Source organism: Halomonas sp. KG2 (genome assembly GCA_030440445.1).
Taxonomy (GTDB): domain Bacteria; phylum Pseudomonadota; class Gammaproteobacteria; order Pseudomonadales; family Halomonadaceae; genus Vreelandella.
Genome location: CP098528.1, coordinates 2,547,653 through 2,564,814 on the forward strand (window position 1 = coordinate 2,547,653; position 17,162 = coordinate 2,564,814).

Sequence of the window (17,162 nt, forward strand, 5' to 3'; positions counted from 1 at the left end):
CAAAATGCCCACCTAGCGCTGTCGGCGGCGGGCCAAATCAAGCATTAGTTCTCGGGAACGTAAAGCAGTCGCGCCTAAATGAGGCGCAAGCGCTGCCCGCATTACCGCTTTTAATGCACTAGCTAAGCCAGCGGGCTGCCAATCGCCTTGATCAATATAGCGCAGCGTGCGGCCTTCTATGCCCTGCTCAGCAGGTATAAAAGAACGACTTGCCGCATCAAACCGATAACGCGCTTGAGGATCAAGCGCAGCGCCATCGCAGGTACAAAAACGCGGTGTTGCCTCTAGCGTCTCCAACAGCGCCCATTCAAAGCGTCGCAGCGCCAAGGCGCGATCCGCCGGTGTTGGCAATGCCTCTAACAGCGCGCTATAAAATGCAAAAACCTCTGGCGCTGCAAGCTCCAAAGGCAGTAGACGCGTGGCTATTTCATTGGCATATAAACCGCAGAGCAACCCTTCTCCGGCTAGCAATGCCGTCTGGCCACGCGACTCCATCAGCGTTAATCGCTTTAGCTCACGCTCGCCGCGCCACGACACAAACAAAGGAGTAAAGGGTTGCAGCCGTTGACGCGACTTAGAACCTGGCCGCTGCCCTCCATGGGCAACGGCGCGGATACGGCCATGGTTAAGGGTTAACAAATCCACCAGCGCGCTGGTTTCACGGTAAGGCCTGCGATGCAGTAAAAACGCTGGCTCTGCCGACATGGAAGCACTCAATCGAGATCGTAACCCAAACTCTTTAATGCCCGCTCATCATCAGACCAGCCGCGCTTCACTTTCACCCATAGATTGAGCATTACCTTGGTACCCAAGGCACGCTCCATATCTAGGCGGGCTTCGCGGCCAATGCTTTTAATACGCTCGCCATTCTCACCGATCAAGATAACCTTTTGCCCCTGACGTTCGACCAGGATTAAGGCACTGATATGGGTCACACGCTCGGTTTCCCGGAACTCTTCGATTTCCACGGTCATTTGATACGGCAGTTCGTCACCCAACTGACGCATGACTTTCTCACGCACCAACTCAGCCGCCATGAAGCGCAAGCTCTTGTCAGTGATTTGATCTTCCGGGAAAAAGTGAACGCTCTCTGGCAAGTATTTGGCAACTTCCTGTTCGAGCGTATCAACTTGAGTGCCATGCTTGGCAGAAATTGGTACAACCGCAGCAAACTCACGGCGTGCACCTACTTCAGCTAACCAGGGTAGCAAGTCACCTTTATCGTTTAAGCGATCTACCTTGTTGACGGCTAGAATCACCGGTGCTTTCACGTGCTCAAGCCGCTTTAGCACGGCTTGGTCTTCATCCGTCCAACGGGTGCGGTCAATAATAAACACTACGCAGTCAACATCACGTAACGCTTGTGTTGCCGCTTGATTCATAAAGCGGTTGATCGCTTTATTACGGTCTTTTGACATGATGTGCATGCCAGGCGTATCAACATAGATGAACTGCGTCTCTTCGACAGTCTTAATACCCATTACCTGATGCCGCGTGGTTTGAGGACGACGCGAAGTAATAGAGATCTTTTGCCCTAGAATCCGGTTCATGAGGGTTGATTTGCCTACGTTGGGCCGTCCAACGATGGCCACGAAGCCGCAGGTTTGACTCATGACTTGTCTCCAGGTGTTTTTTCAAGGTGGAATAGCGCTTCTTCAGCCGCCTGTTGCTCAGCATGGCGGCGGCTGGGACCTTTACCAGTGGTATGCTCGGTTAGCAAATCAATGTAGCACTCCACGGTAAAGGTCTGGGCATGCGCCTCCCCCTTTACAGAGACTACTTCATAGCGTGGCAACGCTGCTTGACGCGATTGCAAAAATTCTTGCAAACGTGTTTTGGGATCTTTCTGGGTATCTTGTAGCGAAATATTTTCAAGCCGCTCGGCGTACCATGCCAGCACACGTTGACGAACGACATCCATGCCCGCATCTAAATAAATAGCGCCAATCACAGCTTCTACTGCATCAGCCAAAATGGATTCGCGGCGATGCCCGCCGCTCTTCATTTCTCCAGAGCCAAGCCGTAAGCATTCGCCGAACTCCATTTCTCGAGCCAACTCAGCCAATGTCTGACCTTTTACTAAACGCGCTCTAAGGCGTGATAACTGTCCTTCCCTAGCCTGAGGGAAACGTTGGAAAAGCGCCTCAGCGATTACAAAATTGACGATAGAGTCACCCAGAAATTCCAGGCGCTCATTGTTACGACCACCGTAGCTACGATGGGTCATGGCCAGTTCCATCAGCGTAGGGTCACCGAAGGTATGGCCGATTCGTCGGCAAAAAGCGATTAAGGAATTACTCACAGTGCTCCTACGTCGTTGACGTTAACTAATATGACAGCATTAACAATTTCTAAACTATTTTTCATTCAATACGCCGTACACTGGTAAAGCTAGGCAAACCACCGTCCCAATGCATCCAAACGGCAAACGCTCTTCCAACAATATTATCTTCAGGAACAAACCCCCAATAACGGCTATCGTTGGAGTGGTCACGGTTATCGCCCATCGTGAAATAGTGCCCATCCGGAACAACCACTTCACGCATCTGGGGCCCAGGATCACGGGGGTTATTATATATATAGTGGCTAACGCTACCTAATTGCTCTTCCAATAATAGCTGTTGCGGCGAAAGTTCGGGGCCTTCTTCAATCAATGCTTTAGTAACTGGCTCACCGTTAACATACAGCTGTTTTCCTTCATAGCGAATACGGTCGCCCGGCAAACCAACCACACGTTTAATAAAGTTGACCGACGGCTCCTCTGGAAAGCGGAACACCATCACGTCCCCGCGCTCAGGATCATCAACCTCTAAAAAACGGCTGTGCAGCACCGGTAATCGCAGGCCGTAGGCAAACTTATTCACCAAGATAAAGTCACCCACTTCAAGCGTCGGCTTCATTGATCCAGATGGAATTTGAAACGGCTCAATAATAAAACTACGTACGACCAACACCACCAGCAGAACTGGAAAAAATGAGCGAGAGTAGTCAATCGGCCATGGCTCTTTGAGCAACGTCTCTCGAGTCGTTTCATCCAGGCCTTGCGTGGTAGCTGCTTCAGCAGCGGCTAATCGCTCACGCCGCTTAGGTCTAAGCCAAAGCACATCCAGCAAATATATTGCCCCAGAAAGTGCAACGGCAATCACCAGTAATAATGAAAAATCCATGTGGGGTAAGTATCCCTAGTCGTTTACCTTGAGCACAGCAAGGAAGGCATCCTGGGGAATTTCAACACGCCCCACCTGTTTCATCCGTTTCTTACCGGCCTTCTGTTTTTCCAATAGTTTCTTCTTACGGCTTACATCACCGCCGTAACATTTGGCCGTCACGTTTTTACGCAGCGCTTTGACTGTTGAGCGCGCGACAACCTGGCCACCAATAGCGGCCTGAATAGCCACATCAAACATTTGCCGCGGAATCAGCTCTTTCATTTTTTCCACTAGCAGGCGACCACGGTTATGCGCATGGTCACGGTGGATAATGACAGCAAGTGCGTCAACTTTATCGCCGTTGATCAGCACGTCCAGGCGAACCAACTTAGCCGCTTCAAAACGTTCGAAGTTGTACTCAAGTGATGCATAACCACGAGAAATAGACTTCAAACGATCAAAGAAATCCATGACCACTTCTGACATGGGCAGCTCATAGGTTAACTGGATCTGATTACCCAGGAACTGCATATCTAATTGCGTACCGCGGCGCTGCTCACACTCAGCAATCACGTTACCAACATACTCCTGAGGAACCAGAATACTGGCGCGCACGATGGGTTCACGCATCTCATCAACGTCTGCCATATCAGGCAATTTCGAGGGGTTCGATACGTATTGAATCTCGCCGTTTTTCATGGCGAGCTCATACACCACCGTCGGCGCTGTGGTCAGCAGATCAAGATCATATTCACGCTCTAAGCGCTCTTGAATGATCTCCATGTGCAGCGTACCCAGGAAGCCGACGCGGAAACCAAAGCCCAATGCATCCGAGTTTTCCGGCTCATACTCAAGCGAAGCATCATTGAGCGCAAGCTTCTCAAGCGCATCCCGAAAGTCTTCGTAGTCATCGGCACTAACCGGGAACATACCTGCATATACCTGCGGCTTCACTTTTTGGAAACCAGGCAAGCGGGGAACATCAGGGGTTTTGGTGTGGGTGATTGTATCGCCCACCGGTGCTCCGTGGATCTCCTTGATGCCAGCGACAATAAAGCCTACTTCACCAGCACGCAAAATATTGGTCTCTTTGCGAAGCGGTGTAAAGATCCCTACTTCGGTCGCCCCCCAGTCACGCCCTGTGGACTTGATGCGGATTTTGTCGCCTTTGCGCAATGTTCCGTCGAATAAGCGCACTAGCGAGACAACCCCAAGATAGTTATCGAACCAAGAGTCGATAATAAGCGCTTGTAAGGGGGCTTCTGGATCACCCTTAGGAGGCGGAATATCCCGCACTAACCGCTCTAATAAGGCGTCGATACCGATACCGCTTTTAGCCGACACTTGGCAGGCATCGGTGGCATCCAAACCGATAATCTCTTCGACTTCCTGTGCGACACGATCAGGGTCAGCCTGGGGCAAATCAATCTTGTTAAGTACTGGGAGTACTTCCAAGCCCTGTTCAATTGCGGTGTAGCAGTTGGCAACCGATTGAGCCTCCACACCTTGTGCGGCGTCTACCACCAACAGCGCCCCTTCACAGGCGTAAAGAGAACGCGACACCTCATAAGAGAAGTCCACGTGTCCAGGCGTGTCAATGAAGTTGAGTTGATAGACTTCACCGTCTGCAGCCGTGTAGTCAAGCGTGACGGACTGCGCCTTGATGGTAATACCACGCTCGCGCTCAATATCCATGGAGTCGAGCACTTGCTCCTTAAGCTCTCGCTCGGTCAAACCGCCGCAGGTCTGAATCAAACGATCTGATAGCGTCGATTTACCATGATCAATATGCGCAATGATGGAGAAGTTGCGTATGTGCTTGAGCTTTCCGCTGGAAACGTCTTGAGACATCGAGTGTGTTCTGCCTTATGGGTGTGCAAGGTGTAGCTGGCTTTATAGAGCCAATATGCGCAGGCAATAAAGATTGCCTGCACGACTACTTTGCCAATGTTCGTCAAAAAGATAAGCGCTATTGTAGCGATATGCGCGGGATAGGAACAGCAGTCCGGCGAGAACCGCCGGACTGGAGAGACAATCAGTGGATTACTCTAGACGTAATGCCACAAATAGCGAGCGTCCATCTCGATACAAGCGCAATGGAATTGCACGATCATCTGGCAGTTCTTCAACAATTCTCAACAGCTCATCTGCCGAAGCAACGCTACGATGGTCAATGCTGACCAATATATCGCCCACACGCAGCCCCGCTTGCGAGGCAACACTGTCGGGGTCAACCTGACGCACTTCCACGCCACCACCAATATTTAGGCGCTCACGGGTTGCCTCATCAACTTCTACCACGGCCACACCCAGACGAACCTGATTATTGCTGCTCGAACTATCGCTATGACCAGCTTCTGAATCAGGCCAGCTACCCAGTTCAAGCGTTTCAGTCACCTCTTCACCATCTCGCATCAGTGTTAAATCCACATCACTGCCAGGAGCAACGCGACCAATCAGACGCGGTAACGTGCTGGAACGATCAACCTCTTCACCGTTCACGGCAATAATGACATCCCCTGCTTGAAGACCACCTTGCGCCGCGGGCCCATCCGGATCTAGGTCAGCAATCAGCGCGCCAATGGCTTCCTCCATGCCAAACGACTCAGCAAGATCACGAGACACAGGCTGAATCATTACGCCCAACCACCCACGATTCACATGTCCGTCTTCACGTAGCTGGTCAGCCACATCCATGGCGACATTAATGGGAATAGCAAAAGAGAGCCCCATGAAGCCACCGCTACGCGTCAGTATTTGTGAGTTAATGCCGACCACTTCCCCCTCAAGGTTAAATAAGGGGCCACCGGAATTACCTGGATTAATGGCAACGTCGGTTTGGATAAAGGGTACATAAACATCACGAGGCAGCGTGCGGTTAATAGCACTCACAATGCCAGCAGATACAGAATGGTCAAAACCAAAGGGTGAGCCTATGGCAGCCACCCACTCACCGACTTTTAATTCATCGGAGTCGCCCAGATCAAGCACTGGTAAATTGTTGGCATCCACCTTCAGTAGCGCAACATCTGTTTGCGTATCGCTACCCACCAGCTCTGCGGTGAGTTCTCGACGATCGTTTAATCGCACCAGAATTTCATCAGCATCTTGAACCACGTGAGCGTTCGTCAGCACGTAACCATCCGCACTAATGACGAAACCAGAACCAAGTGACTGGCGCTCTTCACTGCGGTTTGGCCCTCGACTAGGGGGAGGCGTAGGAAAACTATCGCCAAAAAAGTGGCGGAATATTTCAGGGATATCCTGGCCACCGAACCCTTGAATAGAAGGCCCAGAACTACGCTGAATCGTCCTGCTAGTAGAGATATTGACCACACCAGGGGCAGCGTCTTCTACCAATTTGGTAAAGTCTGGCAAGTTCTGCGCGTGGGCATTTTGCCCAACGAACAAAAATACAATAAAGCACAACCAAAGTGCGGAAGGAAAAACCAAGCGCTTCATGCAACAGCTCCTAATCAAGCAAAAGTACTAACCACGTACTAAACACAAGGGAGTGCAACTCTCAGCGAGTTACAGGAGTATTAACTGACCAGACGCGGGCGGAAGCGTTCCACTCGTCCGCGCAGTAGATATTTTAGGATGACGACAGCGCCAATTAAGGTACTAAAAAATAGCATCGCACAAACCCCATCACTCGCCCCCATTCCTGACGCCGTACCAGAAGTGATGATGGCAAATAGGAGAGGTAATGCATAAACGAGCAGCGCCAGAATATTTACATCACTTTTAGTAACGGTGAACGAAACTGAGCTACCTATTGGATAAAGGCTTGAATATTGCGAGGGCAAACCGCCCGGATCAATGACGGTGCGTGGTTGACGGCGAGCTAACAACCCTGCGCCACATCCACGCCCTTCAGCACACTGCTGACAAGCGACACTGCTCGACACATCGACCACTATTCCTGCTCCAGAGTGAGCAATGACGGTGCCTGAGCGTACGATAGCATTGCAATCTGTAGTGTTCACAACGATGTACCTGGTTATTCAAATTGCACTGACTGAACAATGCGCTGCAACAATTCAACGGGCAGCTCGCCGATGCCCACTAGTTGCCAGTTCTGATCTCCGACATCAATCAACGACACAGCAGCGTTAGATACACCGACTCGATGAAGACCTTGCTCCAACGCTGGCTGACTGGCGGGCGACACAAACACGCTCACCGCCGCCAACCCGTCGCTATACACACGCTGGCCACTTTGCTGCCCTGGCTCCAATGGCTGCTCGACAAATCCTTCAGGCAGCCAAGTTACTTGCCAAGGCTGATCAAGCATCTGCTCATCGCTGGGTCTGGGCACTTCACCACTATAGGCGGTAGGAGAGTGAAGCTGGGTGACCTGGAAGGTTTCAAGGACACGGCCTTGAGCATCGCTAAGCACATGCTTAAGCAATAGCCCAGTCGCTTGATCGATCCACCAAGTATGTTGATATCGCTGACTATCGATAGGCGAAAAGCGAAGCTCTACAGCATCACGCTCGGCTACTCGTGTTTTATCCTGAAGCGTTATGTCATAGTACTCGGCGACATGCTCTGCCCATGCTTCTGGTGCAGATACTGAGTCAGACTCACCAGATGGAAACCAAGCTAAATGCCCAGCGATAGAACGGCGTTCAACGCTAACGGACGGGCCATCCAGATGCTGCACAACTTGTTGGCGAACGCCATCTCGAATGCGATGGGAGAGCGCCAGTGTTCTAACCCCTATCGCATCAATAGAAACCGCACGCGCTTGAAATTCAAAGCAATGCCCAGCATAGACACTAGCCACTAGCCACTCATGAGCAGTAGTGAAAGGGGCTTGGCTAGGAGCATCTGCGCAGGAAAGCGATGGGTAGCTATCAGCTTTCAAATGGAGAGGCAGTAAACAGGTGCTCAATACGCACAGGCCCACTGCAAGCCTACCTCTACCTCTCCCGTAAAGATATTTACCTATCACGTTTCCAGCCACGCGGGCCCTCACTTGGTTAAAAAAGTTGGCCAACGCACCTAATATTAACGTTGTCCTAAAGGCTCCGTTACTGAAGAAGAGCGCATTAATGGCATCCAGCTATCACCACTTCCACCGGCAGCACCTTGCGCGTGCTGTTCAAGGTACGTCTTAAGCAGGCGAATCTGATCAGCATCAATAGCCAGTGTCTGCTGGGCCATATCTCCCTGGGGCGCATGGGGTGTTGAGAACCCAGCGTCGCTGACATTCATAAAGCCGCCTTGTCCAGACTGACCATTCACACGAAACGGCGTTTGTTCAAACATCGGCATTTCTGATGGCGTCATGGAAGCGGGTTGAGAAGCTGCAAGATTAACAGGCTGAACCTGCACACCACTGCCGGACTGGGCAGCAATGCTATCGCCTGCATTCTGCGCGCTACCAGACGTTGTATTGCCGTTGTTAAAGAACTGCACCCCGGTAATAACCATCAGTGAAACGGCAGCCGCTACCCCGGCACCACGGGCAAAGGAAAGTCCACCAGAACGAGTGGGAATAACCACGGTGTCGTCTTCAAGGGCTGGAGCAGGTTCATCGCGCAATCGATCCATAATGCCAGCAGAAAGATCAATGCTCACATCAACATTTCTTTCACGCTGCATCATGCTGCGCGCCAAATGGTAGCGCCGCCATGTCTCCGCCGCATCAGAATCGTCAGGCAATGACTTCAACACTCGGCGCAATTCAAGCTCATCACTTTCGCTATCCATCAATGCTGAAAGCGACTCCCGTGTGTTATGACTCATACTTCACACCCTCACACTGTGTTATTAGAAGCGCTGCGGCGACACTGCTACCCAGTGTGTACCACCACAGCCACTCCACAGGCCAAGACCTCGTTTCAAATCGCCAATTCCTAAACGCTTAATTATCAGCAGATTAAACTATTTGACTACTGAACATTGAACGTTCACTTGGCGCTTACTCGACCCAACTAAGATCGTCAGGTTCTATGACGCTTCACTTTCCAGACAGTTCACAAAAAATCTAAAAACGTAATCAAATGTGAATTTAGCGCCCTAAACCTACCCCTATTCGGCCCCTTACTCATCACGACTGTTCCGGGCCGTTGTCACCAATGGGCGTATATGCTCATCAACCGCCTCACGGGCGCGAAAAATACGCGAACGCACGGTGCCTACGGGGCATTGCATCACTTGGGCAATATCCTCATACGCAAGACCATCCAGTTCACGCAGCGTGATCGCTGTGCGTAAATCATCTGGCAGATTTTCGATGGCTTCGTAAACGGCTGCTTCCAACTGATCCCGAGCAATCGATGCCTCTGGCGACTCAGCGTCAGCCAACCGTCCGCTCTGGTCAACCATTTCAGCATCGACAATATCCAGATCACTGCCGGGCGGCCTGCGCCCCCGAGAGACTAAATGATTTTTGGCAGTGTTAATCGCGATACGGTACATCCATGTATAAAACGCACTTTCCGAGCGAAATTTCCCCAGCGCTCGATACGCTTTAATAAAGGCTTCTTGCGCCACGTCTTGTACTTCGGAGTGATCGTGAACATAACGTCCGATCAATCCAATAATTTTGTGCTGGTATTTTTTGACCAGTAGATCGAAAGCGCGTGTATCACCTTTTTGGGCACGTTCAACCAACTGCTGGTCTGTTTCACGAGTGCCCATTCACACCCCCCTCCCGCTCGTGCGACGCACGCCGAGCGCTATTTCTCTTCGCCCTTTCATGTGGGCCTTCACAGCAAGCAGCATAGTGTCCCTTGGGCATTGGTTAATCTTAATGATGACAGATAATAATGAATGCTTCGCCTACTACATTCAGTGTAAAAAAGTATTCAGTGGTACTTAGTGTTGCGCGTTCTTAGCGGGGCATCAAGCGCTTACACACACTCCCCCTCATTCCTCTCAACTTGATCCACAGCTCCCACAAAATCTTGACCGTGACACTTTTCGTCTAGATCAAGTTCCGTAACAATTGATTTTTACCTGCCTGACACGCCATAGTAGAGCCACTTTTTAGTCCATAGCGCACGCACAGGTAGCACGATGTCAGATCAGCAGGTTAGTAACCTTAACGTCCTTGCACAGGATGTTCTCACCACCCCCGAAGCCCTTAAAGAGACTATTCCGCTAACAGAAGCTGCGGAACGCTGTGTTATTGAGGGTCGCCATACCATCCAAAACATCCTCGATGGTAAAGATCACCGACTTCTCGTCGTTGTAGGTCCATGCTCCATCCATGATGTCGATGCCGCACTGGACTATGCCCGTCGCCTGCGTAAATTGGCAGACCAAGTGAGCGACAGCCTGTTCATTGTCATGCGCGTCTATTTCGAAAAACCCCGTACCACAGTAGGCTGGAAAGGGCTGATAAACGACCCTCATCTTAACGACTCTTTCGAAATTGATGAAGGCCTCCATATCGCGCGCAAGCTACTTGTCGATCTGGCTGAGCTTGGCCTGCCGCTTGCAACGGAAGCGTTAGACCCGATCTCCCCCCAGTATATGCAAGACTGCATTAGCTGGTCTGCGATCGGTGCACGCACCACCGAATCGCAAACCCATCGTGAAATGGCATCAGGACTCTCCTGCCCAGTCGGCTTCAAAAACGGCACCGACGGCAGCCTCGACGTCGCTATTAATGCCCTGCAGTCTGTTGCCAGCCCGCATAATTTCCTGGGTATCAACAACGCAGGTCAAGTTGCCATTATCCGTACACGGGGTAACGCTTACGGCCACGTCGTATTACGCGGTGGTAATGGCAAGCCAAATTACGATAGCGTCAGCGTTGCATTGGCAGAAAAAGAGCTTAAAAAAGCTGATCTTTCAGCCAACATTATGATCGATTGCTCTCACGCCAACTCTAATAAAGATGCTGGCCTACAGCCGCTGGTGCTCGAAAACGTCACCAACCAAATCCTCGAAGGCAACAGGTCCATTATTGGTCTGATGGTCGAGTCAAACATTGGCTGGGGCAACCAGAAAGTTCCTGCCGATCTTAGCCAGCTAACCTATGGCGTTTCCATCACCGACGCCTGCATTGATTGGGATACAACGGTTGAAACCTTTACCCGCATGAACGACAAGCTTGCGCCAGTGCTCGCCCAGCGCATCGCACAGTAAAAAACGGCTAGCAACCATAAGCGCCCCGCAAGGTAATTCGCCTTAGCGGGGCGTTTTTTATGGCTACCTTTTATTACGGCATGATTTCTCGTTTGAACGGCGGCAGTGCATCTAGCAACGCTTGGCCATATCGACGCGTAATCACCCGGCGGTCCAACAGCGTGATGACACCGCGGTCGCTCTCCTTACGGATCAATCGCCCACAGGCCTGCACTAGCTTGATTGACGCATCTGGAACGCTAATCCGCATAAACGGGTTACCGCCCTGGCTTTCAATCCATTCAGCAAGCGTAGCTCCCACAGGATCATCTGGCACTGCAAATGGCAGCCGGGTAATCACCACATGGGTGAGGTAGTCGCCAGGTAAGTCGATACCTTCAGCAAAACTGGCCAAGCCAAAAATGATGCTCCCATTGCCATCATCGACAGCCGCGCGATGACGCTCAAGCAATTCATGCTTGGGTAACGCATCCTGCGCTAACACGCGCCCCTTAGCCGCCGCCGGCAAGGCTTTTTCCACTGCTCGCAATTGCGCCCGAGAAGAAAACAGCACCAGCGCAGCTTCGTCGTCTCCCAGTTGGGTCACGAAATTAACAATGGCGCTCTCATGGGAATCTCGATCACTGGGATCGGTCGCCTCCTTAGGTACGCGCAGAATGGCATTGGCGTAATCAAAGGGGCTCGGCAACGCCTGATAGCGATAGCGGTTTGCTAGCCCAGCGCGCTCTTGGATTCGCTCAAAACGCCCCAGCGCGGTAAGTGTTGCTGACGTTACTACCGCGCCATGGCAGCGCCCCCACAAATGTTTCGCGAGGGTATGCGCCGCGGATACGGGGCTTGCCGAAAACTCAATTTCCGGTTCTCCCGCCACACGACTAAGCGTAATCCAACGAGCACTGGGCGGCGCATTGGCAGCATCCTGTTCACTGAACGCTTGCCATAGTGAATGGGCATCAAGCGAACGCCCATGCAGCAGTGCAATCAGCGGTAACCACGTGTCGGCTTGATCCCTATCCAACCCTGTTTGCTTATCGGGATCGAGACTTTCGCGCAGGATATCGCTAATGCTCTCCAGGCTGCGTGACAGCGTGGCGAACATAACCAGCAGTTGCTGAGCTTGTTCGCGAAGCGCTTCTGGTACCTGGCCTTTTTCAAAACGAAGTTGATGATTAGCTTCTTCATCCGACAAGCCGTTTTCCCGCCCCGCCAGTTGGTGCCCCATGCTAAACACATCGCCCAAAGCGGGCTCTAAGCTATGCAGCAGCTCAGGTAGCCCAGCGAGCAAACGCGCAATCGTCGGCTGAACTGCTAATCCTTGATGCAGATCGGTTAGACTGCTTTTCAGTGTTTTTAACCAACGCAGGCAGCCATGCACCGCAAAGCGATGGGCAAAGTGGGAAAGCGCCTTATCCGGCAGATGATGGCCTTCATCAAAGACAAAAATGCAGTCAGCGGGATCGGGTAGAATCGCCCCACCACCCAGCGCCAGGTCAGCAAGAACCAAGTCATGGTTGGCCACAATTATATCGGCATCTTCCAGATCACGCCGGGAACGGAAAAAGGCGCAGGCACCGAAATGGCCACAACGACGCCCGGTGCACTGACGATGATCCACCGTAAGCTGTCGCCAATGACCGTCGTCGATCGACGCCGACCACGTATCGCGATCACCTGCCCATTCACCTTTTCCGTAAGCTTCGGCAAGATCCGTGGCTAATAAGGAAAAGTCACTACTGTGGGATTGAAGTGACTGCTCAAACAGCGACAGTGTCGGGTTTGGCTCAGAGCCTTCTAACGCCTGATCAAGGCGCGCAACACACACGTACCTGCCGCGCCCTTTTGCCAAGGCGTAACGAAAGGCAATACCGCTATGACTGGCAAGCGAAGGCAAGTCCTGATTAAGCACCTGCTCCTGCAGCGCCACCGTCGCGGTGGAAACAATCAGTCGCTTTCCCTGCGCCTTAGCAATCGGCAATGCGGCAATCAGATAGGCAAGCGTTTTACCGGTTCCGGTACCCGCTTCCAGCACACATACATGATTATCGTTTGTGCGCTTGCCTTCGCTATCCTGCTCAATGCCACCTAGTGTACGGGCGATTTCTGCGATCATCAGACGCTGTCCGTAGCGTGGTGTCAGCTCAAGCTTTTCCACCACGCGACGATAGGCGTCTTGAATATCGCTTTTCAGCGCATTATCGAGCATGCGCGTTACAGCATGCCTTCCGGCGGATGTTCGCAGGGCAGCTTACCGTTAATGTAGCGCTCAATCTCTGGTAGCGAGAACGCATCTTCTTCGCCAACAAAGCTAATCGAGACGCCTTTGGCACCCGCACGACCGGTACGTCCAATGCGATGAACGTAATCTTCTGGATCTTCCGGCAGTGTGTAGTTGATCACGTGGCTAACATCTTCAATATGAATACCACGCCCTGCGACATCAGTTGCTACCAGCACCTGGATTTCTCCCTCACGGAAGCTTTCCAAGGTTTTGATGCGCTGATTTTGCGGCACATCGCCAGATAGCATAGCGACACTAACGCCTGCTTTTTTCAGCAAATCATCTAGCTTGCGCACGAGATCACGACGATTACCAAACACCATCACGCGCTCGAAGCTCTCCTGCGTCAGCAGGTTCACCAACAGTCGCTGCTTGTCATCATCAGATACTAAATAAACGCGCTGATCGATATCTGCCTGGTTCTCAACGGTGACTTCAATCTCTACATGAGCAGGATCGAGCGTCCATTGACTCGCTAGGTTCAAGATATCATCGGTAAAGGTTGCCGAGAACAGAAACGTCTGGCGCTCCTCTTTTTTAGGCGTATAGCGAATGATGCGCTTCACATCGGGAATAAAGCCCATGGAAAGCATGCGATCCGCTTCATCCAATACCAACACCTCAACTTCGGAGAGGTCAATATCGCGCTTCTGATGGAAATCCAGCAAGCGACCGGGTGTTGCCACCAGGATATCGATCTTCTTACCCAAACTGTCGCGCTGCTTTTGATAGTCCATGCCGCCGACAACACTGGCCACATTGAGCTGCGTGAAGCGAGCAAGCGCTTTAGCATCTTTTTCAATTTGCAGCGCCAGCTCCCGGGTAGGCGCAATAATTAACGCACGGGGTGCGCCTTGCTTTTGGCCATCAGGGGTCGGCTCTTCCAGAAAATAAGCCATTACCGAGATCAAAAAGGCGGCGGTTTTTCCGGTACCTGTCTGCGCCTTACCGACAATATCGCCACCCAGCAACGTGTGACGCAGTGCCTCTGACTGAATAGGCGTGCAGTATTCAAACCCTTGGGCATGAATGGCACGCATTAAAGGCAGCGGCAAATCAAAGTCATGGAAGCGCCACTTGCCGGCAACGGCGGGCACCTGAAACTGACGAAGATCCCAGTTCGATTGACGACGACGCGGCTTCCGACGGCGGCGTTTAGGCTTGCGGTTCTGGGCCGATGCTGTGGTCTGTTCCGACTCGCTCATAGGCTGTGTATCTGTCCATTGCTGTGGATGTTAGGCATCACGAAGTGCGCATTGTACCAGGGGTTGGCGATAAGAGCGCGTCCTGCTGTCGAAGGAGTGCGCTTGCCTGTTAGAATGAGGCATAAATTAACCCAAGGAGCGCGACATGACGCGTAAGAAAAAAACTCGTTCGCTAGCGGATAAGGTAACTATCCGCACTGGTCGCCGCAAAGATTACAAAAAATGGCGCCATGACAACCCTGACCAAGTGGCTCCTTCACGCCGCTTTGTGGCTAAGAAGCAGCAACAACGCAAGCTTCAAGCCGTGCGTAAACTGGCACGCCAGCAAGACGGACAGAATATTGCCATCCATCCTGATAAAGAAGGAGACAACCCTTCAGGAGATCGTTCGTAATGCGTTTGGTCTCGTTTAATATCAATGGCATTCGGGCACGGCTTCATCAGCTTCAAGCGCTGATTGATACGCAGCAGCCAGACGTCATTGGCCTACAGGAAACCAAAGTACAAGACAGCGAGTTTCCTCTGGCTGATGTTGAAGCCATGGGCTATCACGTTTTTTATTACGGTCAAAAAGGCCACTACGGGGTTGCCTTAATGTGTCGGCAAAAACCCCAAGCGGTATTTTATGGCTTCCCTGACGATGAGGAAGAAGCCCAACGCCGGATGATTGGCGTGCGGTTACTAGCCGACAATGGTGAAACAGTCACTGTTTGGAATGGCTACTTCCCCCAGGGTGAAAACATTGAACACCCCACTAAATTCCCGCACAAAGCGCGCTTCTATCGGCAGTTGGCAAGCCTGCTACACAACCAGCACCATCCTGAAGAACAGCTGGCGATCATGGGGGATTTCAACATATCGCCGGAAGATCAGGATATTGGCATTGGCGAACCAAGCCGCAAACGCTGGTTGCGCGAGGGCAAAGCCAGCTTTCAGCCTATCGAGCGAGAATGGCTTGAAGGGATAAAAGCGTGGGGCCTTAGCGACAGCTATCGGCTGTGTCACCCAGATAATAGTGAGTGGTTCAGCTGGTTTGACTATCGCTCGAAAGGCTTTGACCGTGAGCCAAAACGCGGCCTGCGCATTGACTACATTCTGGTGTCTAAACCGCTTGCCGAATGCGTCACCGGCGCAGGCATTGATTATGAACTGCGCGGCATGGAGCGGCCTTCCGATCACGCTCCTACCTGGAGCGATTTTGCGCTGACACTCTCCCAGACAGACTAAGCGCAAACAAGCCAAACGCGCGTACGCCCCTTAGGTTATTCGAGGGGCGTCTACTGTGGGCTTGTCACTTCACTCCTCAAAATTCGCCAACCACTGCTCCGCCTGATCGTCACCAAGATTCGCCGCCTTGATAAGGGCTTCCTCAGCCTGATCATCTTGCCCCCAGCGGTAAGCCAGCTGCCCATACTGCCGCCAGTCTTCCGCTTGCTGAGTGTTGTCAGCAAGTGCCTTCCAAGCGCTTAACGCCTTATCAACATGCCTAGCCTGCTGCCACGCCCCCGCCAGCAGCCGTAACGTTTCTTCATCACGCGCCAACACACCTTCTTGAATAGCCGTTTCCAAGTGCTCACCTGCCCTAGCTGGCGTACCACCCGCCAAATGCAGACGAATTAACGTTAAGCGATCTTCAATCGTGGTGAACTTCCCCAGCTGCCACGCCATCTCCCACACGCCAGCCGCCACGCCCGCCTGGCCTGCTTGCTGGGCAAGCCCTGCCGCCTGACGCCAAGCATCAGGATCGCTCTGCGCATTCAAATCACCCACTAGCCAACCGAGAGCTTGCTCGTTTTGTCCCGCATTGCGTAACACCACCGTGGTTAGTGCCTGCTGTGCGTCAGTCAATCCACCTTTTTGCAGTAGCGGGAACAGCCATTCAGCGGCGTCATCCCAGCGCTCCACTTCCGCCAATAAGCGAATCAGTCGCCATGCTGATTCATCGTAGTGAGGACTGCCCTGGGATTGAGTGAGCCACTGCTCATATAGCGTGATGGCTTCAGTACGCTGGTTACCCGCGCGACGCAGCGACGCCTCATCACGCAGCCAGCGCAGAATTTGGCTGTTTGGCACGCTAGGGCGCTGCCGTGCGCTGGCTAACTCATCAGCAGCTGCAATGTGATCACCTTGACGCACCAACGCACTCGCGGCGAGCTGATGATAGAGCGCACTTGCCCACTGGTCCGCACGATTGCCGCCAGCGAGACGCGCTGCCTGGGATCGCGCATGACTCGTAATACGCTCGAGCACATCGCTATCAGCCTCGCCGCTGGGCTGCTCAGCTAATTGGCTTTGTAACCCATTAAGATCGCGAACAATGTCACCCGGCAGCGGTTCGTTCGCGTGCGCCATGACGCTTAGCGCGCTTAATACGACGATTCCCACCCAACGCTGCATACTCTTTCCTCGACTGGCATTTTC

Annotated in this window: 16 protein-coding genes; 3 read left to right on the forward strand and 13 right to left on the reverse strand. The window is 52.3% G+C overall.

The window, feature by feature from the left end:
• Positions 1 to 12: 12 nt before the first annotated feature.
• From recO to rpoE, 10 genes are all read right to left on the reverse strand, one after another.
• The gene (gene recO / locus NDQ72_11950; GenBank protein ID WKD26783.1) at positions 13 to 705 is read right to left on the reverse strand and encodes a DNA repair protein RecO; all 693 of its coding nucleotides are present in this window, start codon (positions 703 to 705) and stop codon (positions 13 to 15) included.
• A gap of 8 nt (positions 706 to 713) precedes the next feature.
• On the reverse strand, positions 714 to 1,613 hold the full coding sequence (gene era / locus NDQ72_11955) for a GTPase Era (protein WKD26784.1): 900 nt from the start codon (positions 1,611 to 1,613) through the stop codon (positions 714 to 716).
• Positions 1,610 to 2,302: a ribonuclease III gene (gene rnc / locus NDQ72_11960; GenBank protein WKD26785.1), complete on the reverse strand. Its 693-nt coding sequence runs from the start codon at positions 2,300 to 2,302 to the stop codon at positions 1,610 to 1,612. Before rnc ends, era begins: the two co-directional genes overlap by 4 nt.
• A 61-nt stretch (positions 2,303 to 2,363) precedes the next feature.
• Positions 2,364 to 3,167: a signal peptidase I gene (gene lepB, locus NDQ72_11965; protein ID WKD26786.1), complete on the reverse strand. Its 804-nt coding sequence runs from the start codon at positions 3,165 to 3,167 to the stop codon at positions 2,364 to 2,366.
• 15 nt (positions 3,168 to 3,182) lie between these two features.
• Positions 3,183 to 5,000, reverse strand: a complete 1,818-nt coding sequence (lepA, locus tag NDQ72_11970; protein ID WKD26787.1) for a translation elongation factor 4 — start codon at positions 4,998 to 5,000, stop codon at positions 3,183 to 3,185.
• Positions 5,001 to 5,192: 192 nt separating this feature from the next.
• Positions 5,193 to 6,611, reverse strand: coding sequence for a DegQ family serine endoprotease (locus tag NDQ72_11975; GenBank protein WKD26788.1), 1,419 nt, complete (start codon positions 6,609 to 6,611; stop codon positions 5,193 to 5,195).
• An 80-nt stretch (positions 6,612 to 6,691) separates the two neighbouring features.
• On the reverse strand, positions 6,692 to 7,138 hold the full coding sequence (locus NDQ72_11980; protein WKD26789.1) for a SoxR reducing system RseC family protein: 447 nt from the start codon (positions 7,136 to 7,138) through the stop codon (positions 6,692 to 6,694).
• A 14-nt stretch (positions 7,139 to 7,152) separates the two neighbouring features.
• Positions 7,153 to 8,049 (reverse strand): MucB/RseB C-terminal domain-containing protein, encoded by an 897-nt coding sequence (locus NDQ72_11985; GenBank protein ID WKD26790.1) that lies wholly within the window; start codon positions 8,047 to 8,049, stop codon positions 7,153 to 7,155.
• Positions 8,050 to 8,165: 116 nt separating this feature from the next.
• Entirely contained in the window at positions 8,166 to 8,906 is a 741-nt protein-coding gene (locus NDQ72_11990) for a sigma-E factor negative regulatory protein (protein ID WKD26791.1), read from the reverse strand.
• 297 nt (positions 8,907 to 9,203) lie between these two features.
• The gene (gene rpoE / locus NDQ72_11995) at positions 9,204 to 9,803 is read right to left on the reverse strand and encodes an RNA polymerase sigma factor RpoE (protein WKD26792.1); all 600 of its coding nucleotides are present in this window, start codon (positions 9,801 to 9,803) and stop codon (positions 9,204 to 9,206) included.
• 378 nt (positions 9,804 to 10,181) lie between these two features.
• On the opposite strand from rpoE, the gene NDQ72_12000 reads away from it, so the two are divergent.
• Positions 10,182 to 11,258: a 3-deoxy-7-phosphoheptulonate synthase gene (locus NDQ72_12000; protein ID WKD26793.1), complete on the forward strand. Its 1,077-nt coding sequence runs from the start codon at positions 10,182 to 10,184 to the stop codon at positions 11,256 to 11,258.
• A 73-nt stretch (positions 11,259 to 11,331) separates the two neighbouring features.
• On the opposite strand, the gene dinG is transcribed toward NDQ72_12000, so the two are convergent.
• Together dinG and rhlB are read right to left on the reverse strand one after the other, a co-directional pair.
• Positions 11,332 to 13,461 (reverse strand): ATP-dependent DNA helicase DinG, encoded by a 2,130-nt coding sequence (gene dinG, locus NDQ72_12005; protein ID WKD26794.1) that lies wholly within the window; start codon positions 13,459 to 13,461, stop codon positions 11,332 to 11,334.
• Positions 13,462 to 13,466: 5 nt separating this feature from the next.
• Positions 13,467 to 14,741, reverse strand: a complete 1,275-nt coding sequence (gene rhlB, locus NDQ72_12010; GenBank protein ID WKD26795.1) for an ATP-dependent RNA helicase RhlB — start codon at positions 14,739 to 14,741, stop codon at positions 13,467 to 13,469.
• Between the two features lie 145 nt (positions 14,742 to 14,886).
• On the opposite strand from rhlB, the gene NDQ72_12015 reads away from it, so the two are divergent.
• A complete protein-coding gene (locus NDQ72_12015) occupies positions 14,887 to 15,135 on the forward strand; it encodes a hypothetical protein (protein ID WKD26796.1) in 249 nt (82 codons plus the stop codon).
• Entirely contained in the window at positions 15,135 to 15,968 is an 834-nt protein-coding gene (xthA, locus tag NDQ72_12020; protein ID WKD26797.1) for an exodeoxyribonuclease III, read from the forward strand. The genes NDQ72_12015 and xthA overlap by 1 nt, the downstream gene beginning before the upstream one ends.
• Positions 15,969 to 16,037: 69 nt before the next feature.
• Here the strand turns inward: xthA and NDQ72_12025 are convergent, their stop codons facing one another.
• The gene (locus tag NDQ72_12025; GenBank protein ID WKD30388.1) at positions 16,038 to 17,138 is read right to left on the reverse strand and encodes a hypothetical protein; all 1,101 of its coding nucleotides are present in this window, start codon (positions 17,136 to 17,138) and stop codon (positions 16,038 to 16,040) included.
• Between the last annotated feature and the right edge of the window lie 24 nt (positions 17,139 to 17,162).

Bases quoted from the DNA above. Each gene is read 5' to 3' on its own strand.
- recO (WKD26783.1), bottom strand. From the start codon at position 705: ATGTCGGCAGAGCCAGCGTTTTTACTGCATCGCAGGCCTTACCGTGAA.
- era (WKD26784.1), bottom strand. From the start codon at position 1,613: ATGAGTCAAACCTGCGGCTTCGTGGCCATCGTTGGACGGCCCAACGTA.
- lepB (WKD26786.1), bottom strand. From the start codon at position 3,167: ATGGATTTTTCATTATTACTGGTGATTGCCGTTGCACTTTCTGGGGCA.
- lepA (WKD26787.1), bottom strand. From the start codon at position 5,000: ATGTCTCAAGACGTTTCCAGCGGAAAGCTCAAGCACATACGCAACTTC.
- NDQ72_11975 (WKD26788.1), bottom strand. From the start codon at position 6,611: ATGAAGCGCTTGGTTTTTCCTTCCGCACTTTGGTTGTGCTTTATTGTA.
- NDQ72_11990 (WKD26791.1), bottom strand. From the start codon at position 8,906: ATGAGTCATAACACACGGGAGTCGCTTTCAGCATTGATGGATAGCGAA.
- rpoE (WKD26792.1), bottom strand. From the start codon at position 9,803: ATGGGCACTCGTGAAACAGACCAGCAGTTGGTTGAACGTGCCCAAAAA.
- NDQ72_12000 (WKD26793.1), top strand. From the start codon at position 10,182: ATGTCAGATCAGCAGGTTAGTAACCTTAACGTCCTTGCACAGGATGTT.
- dinG (WKD26794.1), bottom strand. From the start codon at position 13,461: ATGCTCGATAATGCGCTGAAAAGCGATATTCAAGACGCCTATCGTCGC.
- rhlB (WKD26795.1), bottom strand. From the start codon at position 14,741: ATGAGCGAGTCGGAACAGACCACAGCATCGGCCCAGAACCGCAAGCCT.
- NDQ72_12015 (WKD26796.1), top strand. From the start codon at position 14,887: ATGACGCGTAAGAAAAAAACTCGTTCGCTAGCGGATAAGGTAACTATC.
- xthA (WKD26797.1), top strand. From the start codon at position 15,135: ATGCGTTTGGTCTCGTTTAATATCAATGGCATTCGGGCACGGCTTCAT.
- NDQ72_12025 (WKD30388.1), bottom strand. From the start codon at position 17,138: ATGCAGCGTTGGGTGGGAATCGTCGTATTAAGCGCGCTAAGCGTCATG.